The organism is Paenibacillus aurantius (genome assembly GCF_032268605.1).
GTDB lineage: Bacteria > Bacillota > Bacilli > Paenibacillales > NBRC-103111 > Paenibacillus_AO > Paenibacillus_AO aurantius.
On record NZ_CP130318.1, the window covers coordinates 2,199,790 to 2,217,210 of the forward strand.

At 56.9% G+C, this 17,421-nt stretch carries 15 protein-coding genes; 12 read left to right on the plus strand and 3 right to left on the minus strand.

The window, feature by feature from the left end; all coding sequences use genetic code 11:
- Positions 1-379 precede the first annotated feature (379 nt).
- The 4 genes from MJA45_RS09950 to MJA45_RS09965 all read left to right on the plus strand — a co-directional run bounded on the left by MJA45_RS09950 (position 380) and on the right by MJA45_RS09965 (position 5,799).
- A complete protein-coding gene (locus MJA45_RS09950; protein WP_315607105.1) occupies positions 380-1,564 on the plus strand; it encodes a beta-ketoacyl-[acyl-carrier-protein] synthase family protein in 1,185 nt (394 codons plus the stop codon).
- An 82-nt stretch (positions 1,565-1,646) separates the two neighbouring features.
- A complete protein-coding gene (locus MJA45_RS09955; protein WP_315607106.1) occupies positions 1,647-4,019 on the plus strand; it encodes an EAL domain-containing protein in 2,373 nt (790 codons plus the stop codon).
- A 252-nt stretch (positions 4,020-4,271) separates the two neighbouring features.
- Positions 4,272-4,472, plus strand: a complete 201-nt coding sequence (locus tag MJA45_RS09960) for a hypothetical protein (protein ID WP_315607107.1) — start codon at positions 4,272-4,274, stop codon at positions 4,470-4,472.
- 46 nt (positions 4,473-4,518) lie between these two features.
- Positions 4,519-5,799 (plus strand): ArsB/NhaD family transporter, encoded by a 1,281-nt coding sequence (locus MJA45_RS09965; protein ID WP_315607108.1) that lies wholly within the window; start codon positions 4,519-4,521, stop codon positions 5,797-5,799.
- Positions 5,800-5,960: 161 nt separating this feature from the next.
- Here MJA45_RS09965 and katA read toward each other — a convergent pair whose 3' ends face one another.
- The gene (gene katA, locus MJA45_RS09970) at positions 5,961-7,418 is read right to left on the minus strand and encodes a catalase KatA (RefSeq protein WP_315607109.1); all 1,458 of its coding nucleotides are present in this window, start codon (positions 7,416-7,418) and stop codon (positions 5,961-5,963) included.
- Between the two features lie 125 nt (positions 7,419-7,543).
- Positions 7,544-8,386: a sugar phosphate isomerase/epimerase family protein gene (locus tag MJA45_RS09975; protein WP_315607110.1), complete on the minus strand. Its 843-nt coding sequence runs from the start codon at positions 8,384-8,386 to the stop codon at positions 7,544-7,546.
- Between the two features lie 338 nt (positions 8,387-8,724).
- Between MJA45_RS09975 and MJA45_RS09980 the strand changes: the two genes are divergently transcribed.
- The 8 genes from MJA45_RS09980 to MJA45_RS10015 all read left to right on the plus strand — a co-directional run bounded on the left by MJA45_RS09980 (position 8,725) and on the right by MJA45_RS10015 (position 17,122).
- Positions 8,725-9,486, plus strand: coding sequence for a DeoR/GlpR family DNA-binding transcription regulator (locus MJA45_RS09980; RefSeq protein WP_315607111.1), 762 nt, complete (start codon positions 8,725-8,727; stop codon positions 9,484-9,486).
- Between the two features lie 35 nt (positions 9,487-9,521).
- Positions 9,522-10,751, plus strand: a complete 1,230-nt coding sequence (locus MJA45_RS09985; RefSeq protein ID WP_315607112.1) for a sn-glycerol-1-phosphate dehydrogenase — start codon at positions 9,522-9,524, stop codon at positions 10,749-10,751.
- A 277-nt stretch (positions 10,752-11,028) separates the two neighbouring features.
- Complete coding sequence (locus MJA45_RS09990; protein WP_315607113.1) at positions 11,029-11,805, plus strand: HAD-IIA family hydrolase; 777 nt, start codon at positions 11,029-11,031, stop codon at positions 11,803-11,805.
- A 46-nt stretch (positions 11,806-11,851) separates the two neighbouring features.
- Positions 11,852-12,415, plus strand: coding sequence for a glycerol-3-phosphate responsive antiterminator (locus MJA45_RS09995; protein ID WP_315607114.1), 564 nt, complete (start codon positions 11,852-11,854; stop codon positions 12,413-12,415).
- Between the two features lie 187 nt (positions 12,416-12,602).
- The gene (locus MJA45_RS10000) at positions 12,603-14,360 is read left to right on the plus strand and encodes a glycerol-3-phosphate dehydrogenase/oxidase (protein ID WP_315607115.1); all 1,758 of its coding nucleotides are present in this window, start codon (positions 12,603-12,605) and stop codon (positions 14,358-14,360) included.
- Positions 14,361-14,364: 4 nt separating this feature from the next.
- Complete coding sequence (locus MJA45_RS10005; RefSeq protein WP_315607116.1) at positions 14,365-15,117, plus strand: MgtC/SapB family protein; 753 nt, start codon at positions 14,365-14,367, stop codon at positions 15,115-15,117.
- Between the two features lie 251 nt (positions 15,118-15,368).
- Positions 15,369-16,109 (plus strand): glycerophosphodiester phosphodiesterase, encoded by a 741-nt coding sequence (locus MJA45_RS10010; protein ID WP_315607117.1) that lies wholly within the window; start codon positions 15,369-15,371, stop codon positions 16,107-16,109.
- 185 nt (positions 16,110-16,294) lie between these two features.
- A complete protein-coding gene (locus MJA45_RS10015; protein ID WP_315607118.1) occupies positions 16,295-17,122 on the plus strand; it encodes an MBL fold metallo-hydrolase in 828 nt (275 codons plus the stop codon).
- 35 nt (positions 17,123-17,157) lie between these two features.
- On the opposite strand, the gene MJA45_RS10020 is transcribed toward MJA45_RS10015, so the two are convergent.
- Positions 17,158-17,370, minus strand: coding sequence for a hypothetical protein (locus MJA45_RS10020; protein WP_315607119.1), 213 nt, complete (start codon positions 17,368-17,370; stop codon positions 17,158-17,160).
- Between the last annotated feature and the right edge of the window lie 51 nt (positions 17,371-17,421).

Genomic DNA, 17,421 nt, shown 5'->3' on the forward strand with positions numbered 1-17,421 from the left:
AAGCAAGGGAAGGGAATGCCCCCGAGAAGCAAGCGGCAGCCGCTTTGGCCGGGAGAGCTTCGCCCTGGCTTACGTCGGATGGCGGAAAGGTTCCTCCCCTGGACCCGCTCCAAAAAGAGGTCTATGGTCCGGTGACAAAAGCTTATCCCGGATAGCGGCTCCCAGGCTGGAACAGCTGTTTTTACTCCGAATGCCGAGCCGGATTTCCAATGGAATCCTTACTTTACCGTACCTGGAAATAGGGGAGCTGGAATATTTTGAATTTTCATCTATACCGCGTCCCGTTTTTTTGTTACAATTTGTCGAGAATGCTCAGATTCGGATAAGGCATCTCCTATAAAATAATCCGGTTGTACTATGCGACGAAGTGGGGATGGAATTGACCAGAATTGTGGTAACGGGATATGGGATAAAAGCTCCAGGAGTAGATACTAAGGACCAGTTTAAAGAAGTACTGGAGAAGGGGATTTGTACCCAGCAGCTGGTCCGCGGAATCGGGCCTCACGATTCCGATCTGGTGCTCGGCGTCGTTGACTCCGAGCTTGACCGTATAGGGGAGAAGAATTACCGGAAGTATCCCCGGGTCGCCAAGCTGGCCATGGCGGCTGCGGATTCCGCCTGCACCATGTCCCGGCTTCCCTCGATCGACCCGGCAAGAATCGCCGTTGTTATGGGGACGTCGATCGGAGGCCTGCTTGAAATTGAACGCTATGCCGTACTCAGCAACAACCGGCAGTACCGCAAATTCCCTTTATCGGGAGCCGGTGCCGGCAATCCCCAGAGTCTCTCCACGGCGGTAGCCTATCATATCGGAGCCAAAGGGCTGGTGCTCACGCTCGCCACCGGCTGCACGGCCGGCATGGATGCCATGCTCATGGCCAAAATGCTTCTCGAGACGAACCAGGCCGACATCTGCATCGCCGGCGGGTCGGACGCTCCGCTGACCACGGGCTGCATCTACAGCTTCTCCAAGCTGGGCGCTCTTTCCCGGGAGAAGGACGTGGCCGAAGCGGGCAATCCCTTCTCGAAGGAGACGGAAGGCTTTGTGATGGCGGAAGGGGCCGGGGTGCTGGTGCTGGAGCGGGAGCACGACGCCCGTGGCCGCGGGGCGGATATTTATGGGGTTATCGAGAATATGGCCTCCAAGAACGACGGGGAATCCATCTTTGATTCCGACCGGACGGGCCGGACGATGACCGAGGTGGTCCAGGCCGCAGTCGGCGATAAACATCCCACTTACATCAATAGCCAGGCGCTCGGTCTCCACGTGAACGATTATTCCGATTACACGGCCTACATGCGGACGTTCGGGGAAAGCATTCCCATCACGTCCATTAAAGGCTCCATCGGACATGCCTTCGGGGCAAGCGGGAACCTTCAAACGATTGCCGCGCTCTTGTCCATGGAATATAATTTTATTGCACCGACGATCAAATCGACGGGAAAGGGCTTTGAAGAGCTTCCCATCGCCTTCGAGCCGCATTATACGCCGGTGGACCGGGTAGCGGTTACCGCGCATGGTTACGGCGGAAACAACACTTGTCTGCTTCTCGCCAAATATTAATCGTTATTTCTAGACATCCCTCACAGGACTTATTGCCACATATCGGGTTTCATCGGAAAGGGGGAGTTCCTTGTTCTATCTTATGCTTGTATTTTCCATCGTTCCGCTTGGCCTGGGACTTGCCATCAAAACTTTGTTCGGCAATACCCGCCTTTCCAAAAGTCTCTTCGTCTTCATGGTCTGCATAAGCGTTTGGCAGATGGATGTCGCCATTCTGTTTGCGAACCGGTACGTTTCGACTGCCACGATCGACTTCCTGTTCCGGTTGTTCCGGTTCGGTACGATCATGCTTCCGGCGGCTCTTCTGTATGTAACCTATGTCATCTACCAGGAGCATGTCGACCGGCGGAAGCTCAGTGCCGGCTGGCAGCTGCTCATTAACCGCGGCATGCTGCAGACCTTCGGGCTGTGGTGTCTGACGGTTTATGCGGCGGGATGGACCTCGGGCAGCATCCGCAGCTTCATCGTCGTGCAGTCGGACAAAACCGCCGGCTTCCTCTTTCCCGTTTATGGAGACTGGAGCTGGCTGTTCAAGGCTCACATTCTGTTCTTCTTTCTGGCCATCGGCGTCTGCCTTCATCTTTCCCGGAAGGTGACGAGCGGGCCGACCCGGTCCTTCCTGACGCTGTTCGGCGTGACCTCCATCATCGCCTACACCGTGGGGATGGTCAACATGTCTCCGAACAGCGGGCTGTACCCGAGCAGCATTGCGGTGCTGATCTTCGCCATCGCCGTGTTCACCGCCTTCTGCGTCATGCATTCCCGTGTGGTTCGCGAAATGAACCATGCTTTGTTCGAGCAGAAGGAATTTCTTACCCGTGTCATTGATTCGAACCCTAATCTGATTTATGCCCGCAACGGAGAGGGCCGACTGACGCTTGCCAACCTCTCCCTGGCCCGCATGCTGGGGCGGCGGAAGGAAGAGATTATCGGCCGTACGCCGGAGGAGCTGTGGGGAAGCCCGGCGCTTGCGGGTCAAGAGGCGATCGACCAGCCGGATAACGGCGCCGGCCAGCCGAACCGGGAAGAACGGGTTACCGATGCCGAAGGCAAGGAAAGGTGGCTCCAAACCGCCTGCGTGCCCATCGACATTTCCAACACGAAGCAATGGCTCTTCGTTTCGAACGACATTACCGAGCGCAAAGAGTTCGAGAAGAACATCACTCATCTCGCTTACCATGATACCTTGACCGGCCTGCCCAACCGGTTCTCGTTTCATACCGACCTGGTCGGCCTGCTCTCCCCGCCATCCCGTACGGTGGCGCTGCTGTTTCTGGATCTTGACCGCTTCAAAATAATAAATGATACGCTGGGGCATTCCATCGGCGATCTTTTTCTTACCGCTGTTGCCGATAGGCTGGTCTTCTTAATGGAAGACCGCGGCCGCGTTTACCGGATAGGTGGGGACGAGTTCATGGTGACTCTGCAGGACGGCGGGGAGGAAAAGGCCGTTTCGGAAGCCAAGCGGATCCTTGACAGTTTCCAGCGGCCCTTTTATGTTAACGAGCATGAACTGTTTACCACGACAAGCATCGGCATCAGCGTGTCATCCGACGATGGGGGAGATCTCGAGTCGCTTATGATGCATGCCGATATGGCCATGCACCGCGCGAAGGCGGAGGGCAAAAACATTTACCGCGTCTATAACCAGGCGTGGGACAGCCGCAGCGAGCGCAAGATGCTTCTGGAGAAAGAGCTTCACAAGGCTTTGCTGAAAGAAGAATTTATTCTCCACTACCAGCCGCAGATCGATTTGGCTACCGGCGAGATGGTCGGTGCGGAAGCGTTGATTCGGTGGAGCCATCCCCGGATGGGGCTAATCTCCCCGGGGGAATTCATTCCTCTCGCCGAGGAAACCGGACTTATCGTTCCAATCGGAGAGTGGGTCATCAAAGAAGCTTGCCTGCAGGCGCGAAAGTGGAGGGAAGCGGGGCTTCCGCCGATCGGGATTGCCGTCAACATCTCTCCCCGCCAATTTAACAAGCCGGACCTAGTGGAAACGATCCTCGGCATCATCGAACAAACGAATGCGGACCCCCGATACCTGGAGCTTGAAATTACCGAGAGTGTCGCCATGTTCGATACGGAGCAGGTCATGGAAAAGCTGGATAAGCTAAAGAGCCGGGGCATCCCGATTGCGATGGATGACTTCGGAACCGGCTATTCTTCCTTAAGCTACTTGAAGAAGCTCCCGATCGACAAACTGAAGATCGACCGTTCCTTCCTGGTTGAGGTGACGCCTGAGAACGCCAACGACAATGCGTCCATCGTAGCAGCCATTATTTCCCTCGCGCGGAATTTGAACCTTCGGGTCATTGCCGAAGGCGTCGAGAACGCCGAGCAGCTGGAGTTCTTGAAGGCTCACCGCTGTGACGAGGGCCAAGGCTATTACTTCCAGCGTCCGGTTCCAAGCGAGGAGCTGGAGAAGCTGCTTCAGAAGAGAGCGGCCGGATAACCGGTAAGGAAGCAGATGAGCTGGAAACTCATCCCCTTGACAGGGAAAAAAAGATGGGATAAGGTTTAGAAGAAACGCATAGCCTTTGATAGCTTACCAAACAAATAAATAACCGTCATACCTGGAGGAGCCTGCCAACAAGGGCTCCTCTTGTTTATTTTTGGCCTGTCCTGCCTGGGCAGGCTGAGCGCAAAGGAGCCCTGAACAAACAGGGCTCCTTTTTTATTGGCGAGTTCGAGAGGAGGGAAACGAGTGGGAGAATGGGGAAAGGCAGCCGTCCTTTGGATCGTATTGCTGGTCTGGGTAGGCCTGCTGCTGGAAGGGATTGTCTATGCGGAAAGCCGGGAGGACCTTTCGGTCAAACACGCCTTGCTGGCGGGGATCGGGCTTGCCGCGGCAGGAAGCTCGATTGCGTTCGGCTGGCTGCTCTCCAGAAATCGAAAGAAACGGTAAGAGAACAAGAGAAGCTTTACAAAGAGAAAGGGATGGGAGAGGAACCATGGAACAACAAGCCGTTTGGGCGGTTGCTTTATTCTTGATTGTTTATGCTTTAATCGTATCGGAGAAAATTCACCGGACCGTGGTGGCCATGATCGGCGGCCTGCTAATGATTGGGCTTGGGATCGTGGACCAGGAAACGGCTATTCATCATATAGATTTCAATACACTCGGTCTTCTGGTCGGGATGATGATTATTGTCAGCATTACCGCGGATACGGGCGTTTTTAAATACGTGGCGGTTTGGGCGGCCAAGCAGGCGAAGGGGGAACCGATGCACATTCTGCTGGCTCTTGTGCTCATCACCGCCTTCGGCTCGGCCTTTCTGGATAACGTGACCACTATTCTTCTGATGGTTCCCGTCACGATGAGCATCACCCGGCAGCTGGGGGTAAGCCCGATCCCCTATCTGATCACGCAGATTCTGGCCTCCAACATTGGAGGGACGGCTACGCTGATCGGGGATCCCCCCAACATCATGATCGGGAGTGCGGTCAAAGAACTTACGTTTGTCGCTTTTCTCAACAACCTGACTCCGATAGCCCTGTTGATTCTGGCAGCGCATCTGCCTATTTTTCTATGGATTTTCCGCAAGAAGCTCGTGACCACCCCGGAGCGAAAACAGGCCGTTCTCCAGATGGACGAAAAAGAGGAACTGAGGAATCGGACCTTGCTTATCAAATGCCTAACGGTTCTCGGATTTACCATTGTCGGTTTTTTCCTTCACCAGCTGCTTCATCTGGAAAGCGCTACGGTTGCTTTGGCCGGGGCGGCCGTTCTCCTGCTCCTAACAGGCGAGGAGGCCATGGAGCGGGCCTTCGCGAAGGTGGAGTGGCTTACGATCTTCTTCTTTGTCGGTCTTTTCGTCCTGGTGGGCGGGTTAATGGAGACCGGGGTTATTTCGAGCCTGGCGCAAAAGGCCATTGCCCTTACAGGCGGGGACCCGACGGCCACCTCCATGCTTATCTTGTGGATCAGTGCATTCGCTTCCGCGTTTCTCGATAATATTCCCTTTGTGGCGACCATGATCCCGATGATTCAAGAGATGGGGAATATGGGGGTGGAGAACCTGGAACCGCTCTGGTGGAGTCTGGCCCTAGGGGCTTGCCTCGGCGGAAACGGAACGCTGATTGGAGCAAGCGCCAACCTGATCGCAGCCGGACTCGCGGCGAAGGAGGATCACCCGATCCGCTTCCTGACGTTCATGAAATACGGCTTTCCGCTCATGCTGCTTTCGACCGCGATGGCAAGCGCCTATATTTACCTCCGGTACTTGATCTAAAGCCGGTGCCCTAACCGGTAACCTTCTTGGCAAGAGAGCCTGCTGCGCATTGTGGTCACAAGGGATGCAAGCGGGTGAACGCATCTTCCCGGTCGTTAACCTTGCCTGCCCAAAAGAGGCGTCCCTTGACGGGACGCCTCTTTGTTCATGATATAGACGATTTACTCCTCCTGCGGGACCGGAAGGCCCAGGCCTTCGGCAACCCGCCGTCCGTATTCCGGATCGGCCTTGTAGAAATGGCCGATCTGCCGGGCCAGAATGTCTTCCCGCGGAACCGGCTTCATAGCCGTCACAATGGTGGAGACGAGCCGGCTCCGTTCTTCCTCACTCATCAGGCGGTACAAATCTCCCGCCTGCGTGTAATGATCATCCCGGTCGTAAGCGGTGCTGTCGGCTGTGCCTGAGACCGGGTGAGGGGACGGCCGGTCGGCCGGTGATTCCTTCGGTCCGCCCAGGCTGTTGGGCTCGTAGTAGACCGACCCTCCTCCGTTGGAATCGAAGCGCATCTGGCCGTCCCGCTGGTAGTGGTTCACTTCGCTTAGGGGGCGGTTAATCGGCAGCGCCTGGTGATTCGCCCCGACCCGGTAGCGGTGGGCATCCGCGTAGGCGAACAGCCGGCCCTGGAGCATTTTATCCGGGGATACTTCAATGCCCGGAACCAGGGTGCCCGGCGAGAAGGTAGCCTGTTCCACTTCCGTGAAATAATTGGAGGGGTTGCGGTCCAGCACCATCCGGCCCACCTCCATCAGGGGATAATCCTTCTGGGACCAAACCTTCGTCACATCGAACGGATCGAACCGGTACGTCTCGGCGTCTTCCAGGGGCATAACCTGCACATAGAGCGTCCAGGCCGGGAAGTCCCCTTCCTCGATGGAGTTAAACAGATCCTCCGTGTGGTAATCCGGGTTCTCGCCAGCCAATTGTGCCGCGACATCGGAGGTGAGGTTCTTTACGCCCTGCTCGGTTTTGAAGTGGTATTTCACCCACACTCCCTTGCCTTCCGCGTTAACCCACTTGAAGGTGTGGCTGCCGAAGCCGTGCATATGCCGGAAGGTAGCCGGGATGCCGCGGTCGGACATCAGGATGGTGACCTGGTGCAGCGATTCCGGCGACAGGGACCAGAAATCCCAAACCGCGGTCGGGTTCTTCAAATGGGTTTGGGGATGGCGCTTCTGCGTATGGATGAAATCCGGGAACTTGATCGCATCGCGGATGAAGAAGACCGGCGTGTTGTTGCCGACGAGGTCGTAATTCCCCTCTTCGGTATAAAACTTCACCGCGAACCCGCGGGGATCGCGGACCGTATCAGCCGAGCCGTTCTCACCCGCTACGGTGGAGAAGCGGACGAAGAGCGGGGTGCGCTTTCCGACCTCTGACAGGAAAGCGGCTTTCGTATAAGGGGAAACGTCCCGGGTAACCTCGAAATAGCCGTGAGCCCCGGCTCCCTTGGCGTGTACGACCCGTTCCGGAACCCGTTCCCGGTTGAAATGAGCCAGTTTATCGAGCAGATGAACATCCTGGATCAGAGTAGGGCCCCGGGAACCCGCGGTTATCGAATTCTGGTTGTCGCCGACGGGCGCTCCCCAGCTTGTTGTCAATTTGGAAGGAGGGTTAGTCATTTTCATCACCTCATGTAAGAGTTATAGGAACAGCATATCAGCCGTCCGGCCCTTTATCATGAAGGTTGGATGAAAGTTCAGCTTCCTGCAAAAAAAGGACGCCTCAACTCCGTTCGGTTACCGGTTCAGCGAACGGGCTGTCCCGCGAGCTCCCGTACATAACGGATCGTCTCGTCCAATGTATCGTTACTGACCGCCTCAAGCGAAACGTCGACGAAAGGCTTGGCCTGCTGCAGCTTCTCCAGGAAAGAAGCGGTGCGGAAGCCCCCTTGTCCCGAGCGGACCTCCCGGAGCTTGCCCTCGTTCAAGGTGACGTCTTTCAGATGGGAGAGAACGATTCTCGGGCCGAATAAGCGGAAGGCCTCCTCGAGAAATTCCTCCTGATCCTCATACTGGCGGGGAGTGAGCAGGTTGCACGGATCGAAGACGACGCCCAGGGTGCTCGACGGAACCTCCTCCATAATCCTCACCATGTTCCGGGCACTGGACAAGGTATGGCTGCTGACCGGCTCCAGGCCAATCGTAACGCCCCACCGCTCGGCTTCCTCCGCCAGTTCCTCCACCGTTTGGCGCAGGACGTTCCAGCCGATTTCCACATATCTTTCCGGATCCTGCTCCCGGTACGTCTCCAGGCTTCCGGTTTCCGTAGCCACGATGGAGGTGCCGAAGTCCCGGGCATACCGAAGATGCTCCTTGAAGCGGGCGATCTCCTGCCGGCGGATGTCCGGATCCGGATGGACGGGATTGATATAGCAGCCGAGGACCCCAATACGCAAACCGCAGCGGTCAAATTGCTCCGCTATGTAACTGGCCAGGCCCGGGCTAAGCTTTCCGGTTCCGGTGTCGATATCGCCGATAGCTTTCGTCAGGGCAAGCTGCACAAAATCAATGCCCCGGTTCTGAAGCTTGGCCGTCAATTCTTTCAGGGGAAGATTTCCGGCTGTGTGAGCCAAGGTACCGAATCCCATTTCAGAAACACTCCTTCGGATAATGGTAAAGTAAAGGGCTTACATTGTTATCGTACCATGCGCGGACGGGCCAGCCAACAAAAGGAAGGGAACCAGCCGGCCGGTTTGCTAGTGGGAATGCTTGCCTGTCTTTCATATGTGCTCGTTTTGAGGGAGACAAGCTCTTCCCAGGATCGTTCCGGCTGACAGGCTCCAAAGCAGCCGCTTTAGGTTCCCGTCCATACTCTTCATATTAAGAATTGATAAAGAACGCATTGACAAAAAAGGTAGCCTAAACTACTCTTAATCTAACGAAAACAAACAAAATCGAGTAAAAATAAACAATTGGAGAGTTGACTATGCTGGCTGCCGAAAGAAAAATGCGGATAGTGGAATACGTTAAGCAGAAGCGTGTCGCTACCGTTGCCGCATTGGCCAAGGAGTTTCAAGTCCATGAAGCGACCATCCGCCGGGATTTGGCGGAGATCGAGTTCGAAGGGCTGCTCCGGCGGACCCACGGAGGAGTGGTTATTGACCGCGGGGCCAATATGGAAGCTTCTTTTCCGGAACGGGCCCAGGAGCAGGTCGAGCAGAAGGAGAGAATAGGCAAAGCCGCCGCCGATCTGGTGGAGGACGGGGATCATATCATTCTCGATTCCGGTACCACGACCATGCATATTGCGAGGCAGCTCCAGAACCGTACGAACATTACCGTCGTTACGAATGATATCAACGTGGCGGCGGAGCTGAGGGATACCCCGGGAGTCAATGTGATCGTTACCGGAGGGCTGCTGTATCACTCCTCCTATATGCTGAACGGAATGTTCACCGACCAGGTCCTGGGCACGCTTCATGTGCAGAAGGCGTTTATCGGAACACCGGCCATCCACGCCAAATACGGACTGACTCACCCCGAAGCCCAGCTCGTCCCGACCAAGCAGGGGATGATCCGGGCCGCCCAGGAAATTATTGTGGTTGCCGATGACACCAAGATAGGAAAGGTTTCCCTTCATACGGTTGCTCCTGCCAGTTCCATCCACCGGTTCCTGACCGGGAAGGAAGCCTCCGAAATCCAGATCAAGGAATTCCGGGAATCGGGCATCGACATTATTCAGGTATAAGCCAAAATTCTAAAGATGGGACTGGAGGGAATATAGTGTTGGATATTATGGAAGCCGTCCGGCAAGCGGCGGCAGCCCGGGGAAGGAGCCTGGAGGGGATTCCCTTCCCGGAGGTCATCCGGCTCGAACCCGGGGCGGTTAAAGAAACCGCCGGCTACCTGGCAGAAACCGGCCTCCGTTCCATTGTGGTAGTCTCGGATGCGGTGATTGGCAAGGCCGTTCGATATGAGCTGACGAAGGATCTGATCGCCAATGGAAGCAGAGCCTCCCTGGTCGAGGTCCTCCCGAATGCCGTCGGGGACGTGGTGGCCGATGAGGCTTCTATCGTTCAAGTGCTGCTCGAGATCCAGAAGCTGCGGGCGGATGCGGTAGTGGCCCTTGGAGCCGGAACGATTCACGACATTGTCCGGTACGCCGCCTTCTCGTCCGGCCTCCCGTTCGTGTCGGTTCCGACCGCTCCGTCCGTGGACGGGTTCACCTCCAGAGGAGCGCCCATTCTTATTCGCGGGCACAAGCATACAGTGCCCGCCATCGGCCCTTCCGCGATCTTCGCCGATACCCATATTCTAAAGGAAGCCCCGGCGGCGATGGTAGCGGCGGGCTTTGGGGATATGCTGGGCAAATACACTTCTCTTTTCGACTGGACGTTCGAGCATATGGTCACTGGCGCTCCGTATGATGAGCTGTCGGCGGACATGACGATGCAGGCGCTAGCCTCCTGCATCGATCAGGTAGAGGCCATCGGCAGCCGGACCGAGGAAGGCGTATCCGTGCTCATGCAGGCCCTCATCCAATCGGGCCTGGCCATGCTGATCTTCGGCCAGTCGCACCCGGCTTCCGGCGCGGAGCACCATTTGTCCCATTATTGGGAAATGGAGTTTCTCCGCACGGGGCGGAGACAGCTGCTTCACGGCGCCAAGGTGGGCGCCGCCTGCGCGGTTATCGCCCGGCTCTACCGGGAGCTTGCCGACAGCGGCCTTCCCTACGGTTCCGAGGGGGCGCTGCCGGAGGAGCTGCGGCACGCGGCCCGGCAGGCGGAAGGACGCTGGCCGGAAATCCGCCAGCTGATCGGGGCTCTGCCGGAACCGGAGCGGATCCAGGCTTGGCTTACGGCCGCACAGGGGCCCGCCACGACGGAGGAGCTCGGCATCGGGCCGGAGCTCGTCGCGAGAGCCCTGCGGGAAGCCGATGAGGTGCGCCCCAGCCGGTTGACCCTGCTGCGCCTCTACAACTCGCTCCTCCGGCATCAGCCGCTGTCTTCGTAACCGCATAAAAACAGTAAGACGAATCCGGTACGGGTTGTACCGGGCGAATAACCGGATGGGAATACGACGCCGCGCGGGTATTTCGGTTTGAATTCCTTGACACCTAAGGGACGCCGTACTATACTGCATACGATAAAGAAAAAGAATCGGTTTGGCGGAGCCTAAGAGAGAGCCCTTACCCGTGTTCGTCTTTCCCCTTAAAGGGAGGAGTGCGTATACTGAGGTGAAGGGCTCTTTAGGTTTTTCCGCCGATTGCCGACGGGAGGAAAACTGGGTCATGAGAGGGTATATTTTTGATTTGGACGGCACCGTCTATCTGGGAGAACGGCTTATCGAGGGAGCCGCTGAAGCGATCCGCACACTGCGGGAGCGGGGGGATAAGGTGGTATTCCTATCCAACAAACCGATTGCCACCCGGCAATCCTACGCTCATAAATTAACGAAAATGGGGATTCCGACCGAGCTCGGCGACATTTTGAACTCGTCGCTCATTCTGGCCCGTTACCTTAAGAAGATCGTCAAGCCCGGCGAAACGGTCTACGTAATCGGAGAAGAGCCGATCTGCAGCGAGCTGAGGGAGCATGGCATTACGCCGCGGCAGGACGAAGAGGACATTCGGCCTCAATACGTCGTCCTTTCCTGGGACCGCCAATTTACGTACGACAAGCTGAACCGGCTGTACCAGGCGGCCGTCAACGGAGCGGTCATCATCGCTTCCAATCCCGATTACACCTGTCCGCTCGAGAACGGTCAAATCCCGGATACCGGAACGTTCATCGCGGCGCTCGAATCGGCGACCGGCCGGCCGATCGATGCGGTTGTCGGCAAGCCGTCCCCGATCTCGGCGGCGGCCGCTGTGGAGCACCTTGGCCTTGCTTACGAGGATTGCTTTATGATCGGCGACCGGCTGGAGACGGATATCAAGATGGCGCACGACACGGGCATGAAGTCGGTCCTGGTCCTTACGGGAGTCGGAACGAGAGAGGCGGCCGCAGCCTGCGCCTATCCTCCGGATCACATTATACCAAGCATCAAAGAGGTCGTTCATCTCTAAACGCTGCGTGGTATAATGAAGCCAGCAACGTATGGAGGTTAGCCGCATGTACCCAATTGTCGATCTAGTTGAACATCAAGTGATTTGCGCCGTTCAGAAGCCCGAGGACCTGGAAGCAGCCCTGAAGGCGGAGGCGAATATCGTCTTTCTTCTCACGGGTTCGATCTTTAATGTCAAGGAGCTGGTCCAGAAGGTTCTCGCGGCCGGCAAAGAGGTCTTCCTTCATATGGAATTTATTGAAGGGATTGCTGCAGACCGAAGCGGAGTGGCTTATGTCGCCCGCCATGTTTGCCCGACAGGAATCATTTCCACGAGAAGCAACCTGATTAGGTTCGCGAAGGACATGGACCTTATGGCCATTCAGCGCATCTTCCTGATCGACCGGAATGCCGTAACGAAAGGAATCAAAGCGGTGGAGCAAAGCCTCCCCGATGCCATCGAAGTTATGCCGGGCATCATGCCCCGGATTATCCGGGAAATGACCAACCTGACCCCGCTTCCCATCATTGCGGGCGGGCTGGTCGGCACCCGGCAGGAGATCGACGAAGCGCTTGAGGCTGGAGCTTTGGCCGTGTCCGTCGGATCTCACGACTTGTGGGAAACTAAGTAAGGAAGCCGGCCGCGGGCCTCTCGGGAGAGGAAAGTCCCGAGGGGCCGGGCCACAGCCCACAAGCATAATCGTTTCAAAGCAGGCGGAGACCATGGAGAGCCGGCTTGGAAACAGAGGGATATCCCGTAGGGAGGACTCTGTTTCGAGCCGGCTTTTTCTTATTTCTACAAAGAAAGAAGGGGTTTGGATGAGTGCAGCATTTTCGGCGGAAAGCCGGGCGGGCAAGCTGGAAGAGATGGCAGGAGAGCCTCTCGATCTGCTTGTCATCGGAGGGGGAATCACCGGGGCGGGTATCGCATTGGATGCGGCCGAACGGGGACTCCGCATTGGCCTTATTGAGAAGAAGGACTTCGGATCGGGCACCAGCAGCCGTTCCACCAAGCTGGTCCATGGCGGTCTGCGCTACTTGAAGCAGGGAGAGGTTAAGCTGGTGCAGGAGGTGGGCCGGGAGCGGACGATTCTCTACAAGAATGCCCCCCATCTCGTGATCCCGGCTCCCATGCTGCTTCCGATCTATAAAGGAGGCACGTACGGTTATTTCATGTCCTCCATCGGCTTATACATTTATGACTGGCTCGCCGGAGTGGCACGCAAGGAACGGCGGAAGATGCTAAACCGCACAGAGACGATGAAAAGCGAGCCTCTTCTCAAATCGGACGGATTGAAAGGCGGAGGCTTATACTTCGAGTACCGGACCGACGATGCCCGGTTGACGCTGGAAATTATGAAAACGGCTTCGGCCCGCGGGGCGCTGGCCGTCAACCATACGGAAGCGGTGCGTTTCTTGTACAAGGACCGCAGGGTGGTCGGTGTCGAGGTCAAGGACCGGGTGAGCGGAGAGAGCTATGAGCTCTATGCCAAGCATATAGTTAATGCAGCGGGACCTTGGGTGGACGATGTCCGCCGGCTCGACGGCTCCATGCAGGGCAAGCGGCTGTTCCTCACGAAGGGGGTGCACCTGGTTATCGATTACGATAAGCTTCCCGTTAAGCAGGCGGCCTATTTCGATACGCCGGACGGACGGATGGTCTTCGTCATTCCCCGGGGCTCCAGCACGTATGTGGGGACAACGGACACCGCCTATGACAAAACAATCGAAACCCCAAGAACAACGGAGGAGGACCGGGATTATCTCCTGCGTGCCATTAACTCCATGTTCCCTTCCGTCAAGCTGACGGTCGGGGATGTCCGCTCCCATTGGGCCGGTCTTCGTCCTCTTATTTACGAAGAAGGCAAGGGGCCGTCGGAGCTCTCCCGCAAGGATGAGATTTTCCATTCGCCCACCGGTCTCATCACCATTGCCGGAGGCAAGCTGACCGGCTTCCGCAAAATGGCGGAGAAAGTGGTCGACCTGGTAGGCGAACGGATCTACGCCGCCGATGGCCGGAAGCTGCCTGGCTGCAGCACCGATCAAATCGTCATAAGCGGGGGAGAGAACAAAGGAAGAGGCTCCTTTGCCGACTGGAAGAAGGAAATGCACGCGGCCGGTGTCCGCCTGGGCGTCAGCAGCGAGGCGATGCAGGAATGGGTCGATACGTACGGTACCGGAGCGATGGGGATTGTCGAGCGCTTTAAGACATCCGCGAAGAAGGACCTCCCTCTGGAGACGAGAGAGCTGAGCGCCCTTGTATCGTATGCCATTGAAGAAGAAATGACGGTAAGCGCGGCCGATTTTGTCCGCTTGAGGACGGGATGGTCGTATTTCAAGCTTCCGAAAGCCGAAAGGCTGAGCGGGGAGGTTCTCTCCCTGATGAAAGAGAAATTGGGCTGGGACGAAGCTCAAGCGGAAGAACAGGCGAAGGAGCTTGACCGGATGTTCCGCAGCATCCACGAGCTGCCGCCCAATGATAAGCAGCTGGAACCCCATGTAAGCCCGGCCGCTCCGGCGCCTGGAACAAAATCACCGGCTTCAAAGCCGACGCCGGTATCGGCAGAAAGGGCGTGACACGATGTCCGGTGTTTGGTATATTTCGGATTGGCATTTAACGATCCGCCTACTCTTGGCCGCCCTCTGCGGAGGGTTGATCGGACTGGAACGGGAGTGGAATCATCATGCGGCCGGATTCCGCACCCATATTCTCGTATGCATCGGCTCGGCCGCCATCATGCTTCTGTCCATTTACGGGTTCTCCCAATTCGTCACGGAAGAGAATGTGCGGATGGATCCGGCCCGTCTCGCCGCCCAGGTGATCAGCGGCATCGGCTTCCTGGGAGCCGGGGCCATTATGAGGACGGGCGCAACCGTATCGGGTCTGACCACCGCCGCTTCGATCTGGGTAGTGGCCGCGATCGGTCTCTGCGTGGGAGCTGGTTTCTATTATTGCGCGGGACTCGCGACCCTACTGGTGCTGGTCAGCCTGTTTCTCCTTAACAAGTGGGAGAAGGTGCTGATGCGGGACCGGCGTCACCAGGAGGTCACCATCAAAATTTTTGACCGGCCGGGTAGCCTCGGACGCATTGCCACGGAATTCGGGCTGCAGGGCATTCAGATCGCGAACGTAAACATGACCCCCGAAGAAAAGCCTGTCTTGGGGGAGAAGGGGGAGCCGGTGATGGAGCTGCGCTTCCGCCTGAAATTTGCAAGTGGAGACCGGATGGTCAAAGCCTTGGAAGGCATCTCCAAAACGGGAGATGTGCTGTCCATCGAATCCAAGTGGAGCAGCAGCCAGACCGTGTCCCGGATGTCCAGTCCATCCGCTTAGCATTTGTGCTTGACAACCAAAATCATCCATGACATACTTGTTCACGAATTAATGCTTTACCATTCATCAGCCAATAAGCCGTGAACCGGGTGGAGACGATGAGAAAACCTAGGAACAAGGCAAAACGGCGCCGTCCGGCGTCGAATTGCTTACAGGTTCCCGGCTTTCTTTCGTCTCCTTTTTGCTGCCGCTGGCGGATCGTTAGCCGACAGCAAAGGAAGACAAATGGACATAGGAGAGAGGGAAAAGACATGGCAACGAACGAAACCAAACCGCTGGTCATTGCCCATCGCGGGGCCGCAGGGGAGGCACCCGAGAATACACTGGCGGCATTTAAGCTCGGCTTGGAGCAGGGCTGCGACGCCTTTGAGCTGGATGTGCATCTGTCCAAGGACGGACAAATCATCGTCATTCACGACGGCACGATCAACCGGACCACGAACGGAACGGGCGCCGTGGCCGACATGACCTTGGAGGAGCTTCGCCGTTATGACGCCGGCTCGTGGTTCTCGGAGGCTTATGCCGGAGAGAAGCTGCCCACGCTCGAGGAAGTATTCGACCTCGCGCCAAGCGGCCTGATGATCAATGTGGAGATCAAGGGAGGCATCGGCGCCGGCATGGAAGAAGCGCTCGTTGACCTCATGCGCCGTAAGAACCGGGTAGATACGGTCGTGGTGTCCTCCTTCGATTTCATCACGCTCGCCACCCTTAAGAAGCTGGAGCCATCGGTTCGGGTCGGCCTGCTGTACGACAACCGTCTGGAGCACCACTGGAAGCTTCCGGAGGCCGCCGGGGTAGAGTCCTTCTCTTTACACGTAGCCATGAGAAGGCTGGAGGCCGCCCACTCGGCCGACGCCCAAGCCCACGGCTATGCCGTCTACCCTTGGACGCTGAATGACGAAACGATAATGCGGAAGGCCATTTCCTTCGGTGTGGACGGCATCATCACCGATTACCCGGGCCGCCTGCGCGCCATTCTGGAAGAGAACTAGGTCTTTCCCCCACAAAAGCCTTCTTTATCCGCGTCTCGGACTAAAGAAGGCTTTTGTTTTTCGGGCGATGGAACGCACCATCCTTATCACCCTCCCCGTGCGGAACGCCGCGTGCTATAATGCAGGAAAAGGCCGCTGGCGGGCTTCCGGGTCAGCGGGCCTTAGGACCGAAGGAGGATGACGACATGCTTGATTACCGGGACGAGGGCTTGGCGATCTTCCAAAGCGCCCTTTACCAGACCACCTCAACGGTGGTTTGGACCCGAGAGCTTGTGCTGGTGACTGATCCGTGCTGGCTGCCGGGGGAGGTTCAGGAGATCCGGTCCTTTGTGGACTCCGTGCGCGGGGACAGGCCATGCTACTTGCTGTTTACCCATGGGGATTTCGACCACATTCTCGGGTGGAAGGCTTTTCCGGAGGCCCGGACTATCGGATCCAGGGGGCTTCATCATCATCCGGAGAAGGAAAAGCAGCTGTTGCTCATTCGGGAGTTTGATGCGGCTCATTATGTAGACAGGGGGTATCCCGTGGACTTTCCGGTGCTCGACCATGTAATGGAAGAAGACGGGCAGAAGCTGGTACTGGGGGAAACGGTGCTCACGTTCTATCTGGCGCCGGGCCATACGGAAGACGGCTTGTTCACGGTAGTGGAGCCTCTTGGGCTGCTGCTGGCGGGAGATTATTTGTCCGATTTTGAACGGCCCTTCGTGTCGCACAGTGCATCGGCCTATGAGGAAACACTGGAGAAGGCTCTGGCTCTATTGAATCGTCACGCCATTCGGCATTTGGTGCCGGGACACGGCCGGCATACGGCAGACCGGACGGAAATGAGGCGAAGGCTGACCCTTGCCCAGGATTACCTGGCTAGGCTTAAGCGGGCCGTGCTGGAAGGAGACGAGGGGGAGATGGAGCGGATGAAGGGGGAACATGCTTATCCATCGGCTTTTACGGAGGAGTGCCACCGGGAGAATATCAGAATCATCCGGGCCGAGCTTGGCCTCGAAGAGAAGTGAAAGGCGGGGAATTCCCCGCCGTCCTGCGTACAGCCTCAGTCACCGACGACAAAGTATCCTCTGCCGAGAATTTCCACTTGGGCTTTGTTTGGTTTAGGCTCTTCCATGTCCGCTTTTTCCGCCTGGACTTCGTTCGACTTTTGCTCTTCGTTTTGCTTGTCAAGCGATTGCATGAAAGCGTAGGCCGACTTCTGGTCCATCTCGTCCAAGTTGTTAAGCAGACCGAACAGTTTCTCTTTGCATAGCATCGCGGATCCCTCCTAAAGTTAAAATGAACGGCGTATTTTACCTTTTGTGGG

Excerpts from the sequence above, each read along its gene's own strand:
- MJA45_RS10020 (WP_315607119.1), bottom strand. The coding sequence starts at position 17,370 with ATGCTATGCAAAGAGAAACTGTTCGGTCTGCTTAACAACTTGGACGAG.
- MJA45_RS09990 (WP_315607113.1), top strand. The coding sequence starts at position 11,029 with ATGAGAGGGTATATTTTTGATTTGGACGGCACCGTCTATCTGGGAGAA.
- MJA45_RS09995 (WP_315607114.1), top strand. The coding sequence starts at position 11,852 with ATGTACCCAATTGTCGATCTAGTTGAACATCAAGTGATTTGCGCCGTT.
- MJA45_RS09980 (WP_315607111.1), top strand. The coding sequence starts at position 8,725 with ATGCTGGCTGCCGAAAGAAAAATGCGGATAGTGGAATACGTTAAGCAG.
- MJA45_RS10015 (WP_315607118.1), top strand. The coding sequence starts at position 16,295 with ATGCTTGATTACCGGGACGAGGGCTTGGCGATCTTCCAAAGCGCCCTT.
- MJA45_RS10010 (WP_315607117.1), top strand. The coding sequence starts at position 15,369 with ATGGCAACGAACGAAACCAAACCGCTGGTCATTGCCCATCGCGGGGCC.
- katA (WP_315607109.1), bottom strand. The coding sequence starts at position 7,418 with ATGACTAACCCTCCTTCCAAATTGACAACAAGCTGGGGAGCGCCCGTC.
- MJA45_RS09955 (WP_315607106.1), top strand. The coding sequence starts at position 1,647 with ATGCTTGTATTTTCCATCGTTCCGCTTGGCCTGGGACTTGCCATCAAA.
- MJA45_RS09965 (WP_315607108.1), top strand. The coding sequence starts at position 4,519 with ATGGAACAACAAGCCGTTTGGGCGGTTGCTTTATTCTTGATTGTTTAT.
- MJA45_RS10000 (WP_315607115.1), top strand. The coding sequence starts at position 12,603 with ATGAGTGCAGCATTTTCGGCGGAAAGCCGGGCGGGCAAGCTGGAAGAG.
- MJA45_RS09975 (WP_315607110.1), bottom strand. The coding sequence starts at position 8,386 with ATGGGATTCGGTACCTTGGCTCACACAGCCGGAAATCTTCCCCTGAAA.
- MJA45_RS10005 (WP_315607116.1), top strand. The coding sequence starts at position 14,365 with ATGTCCGGTGTTTGGTATATTTCGGATTGGCATTTAACGATCCGCCTA.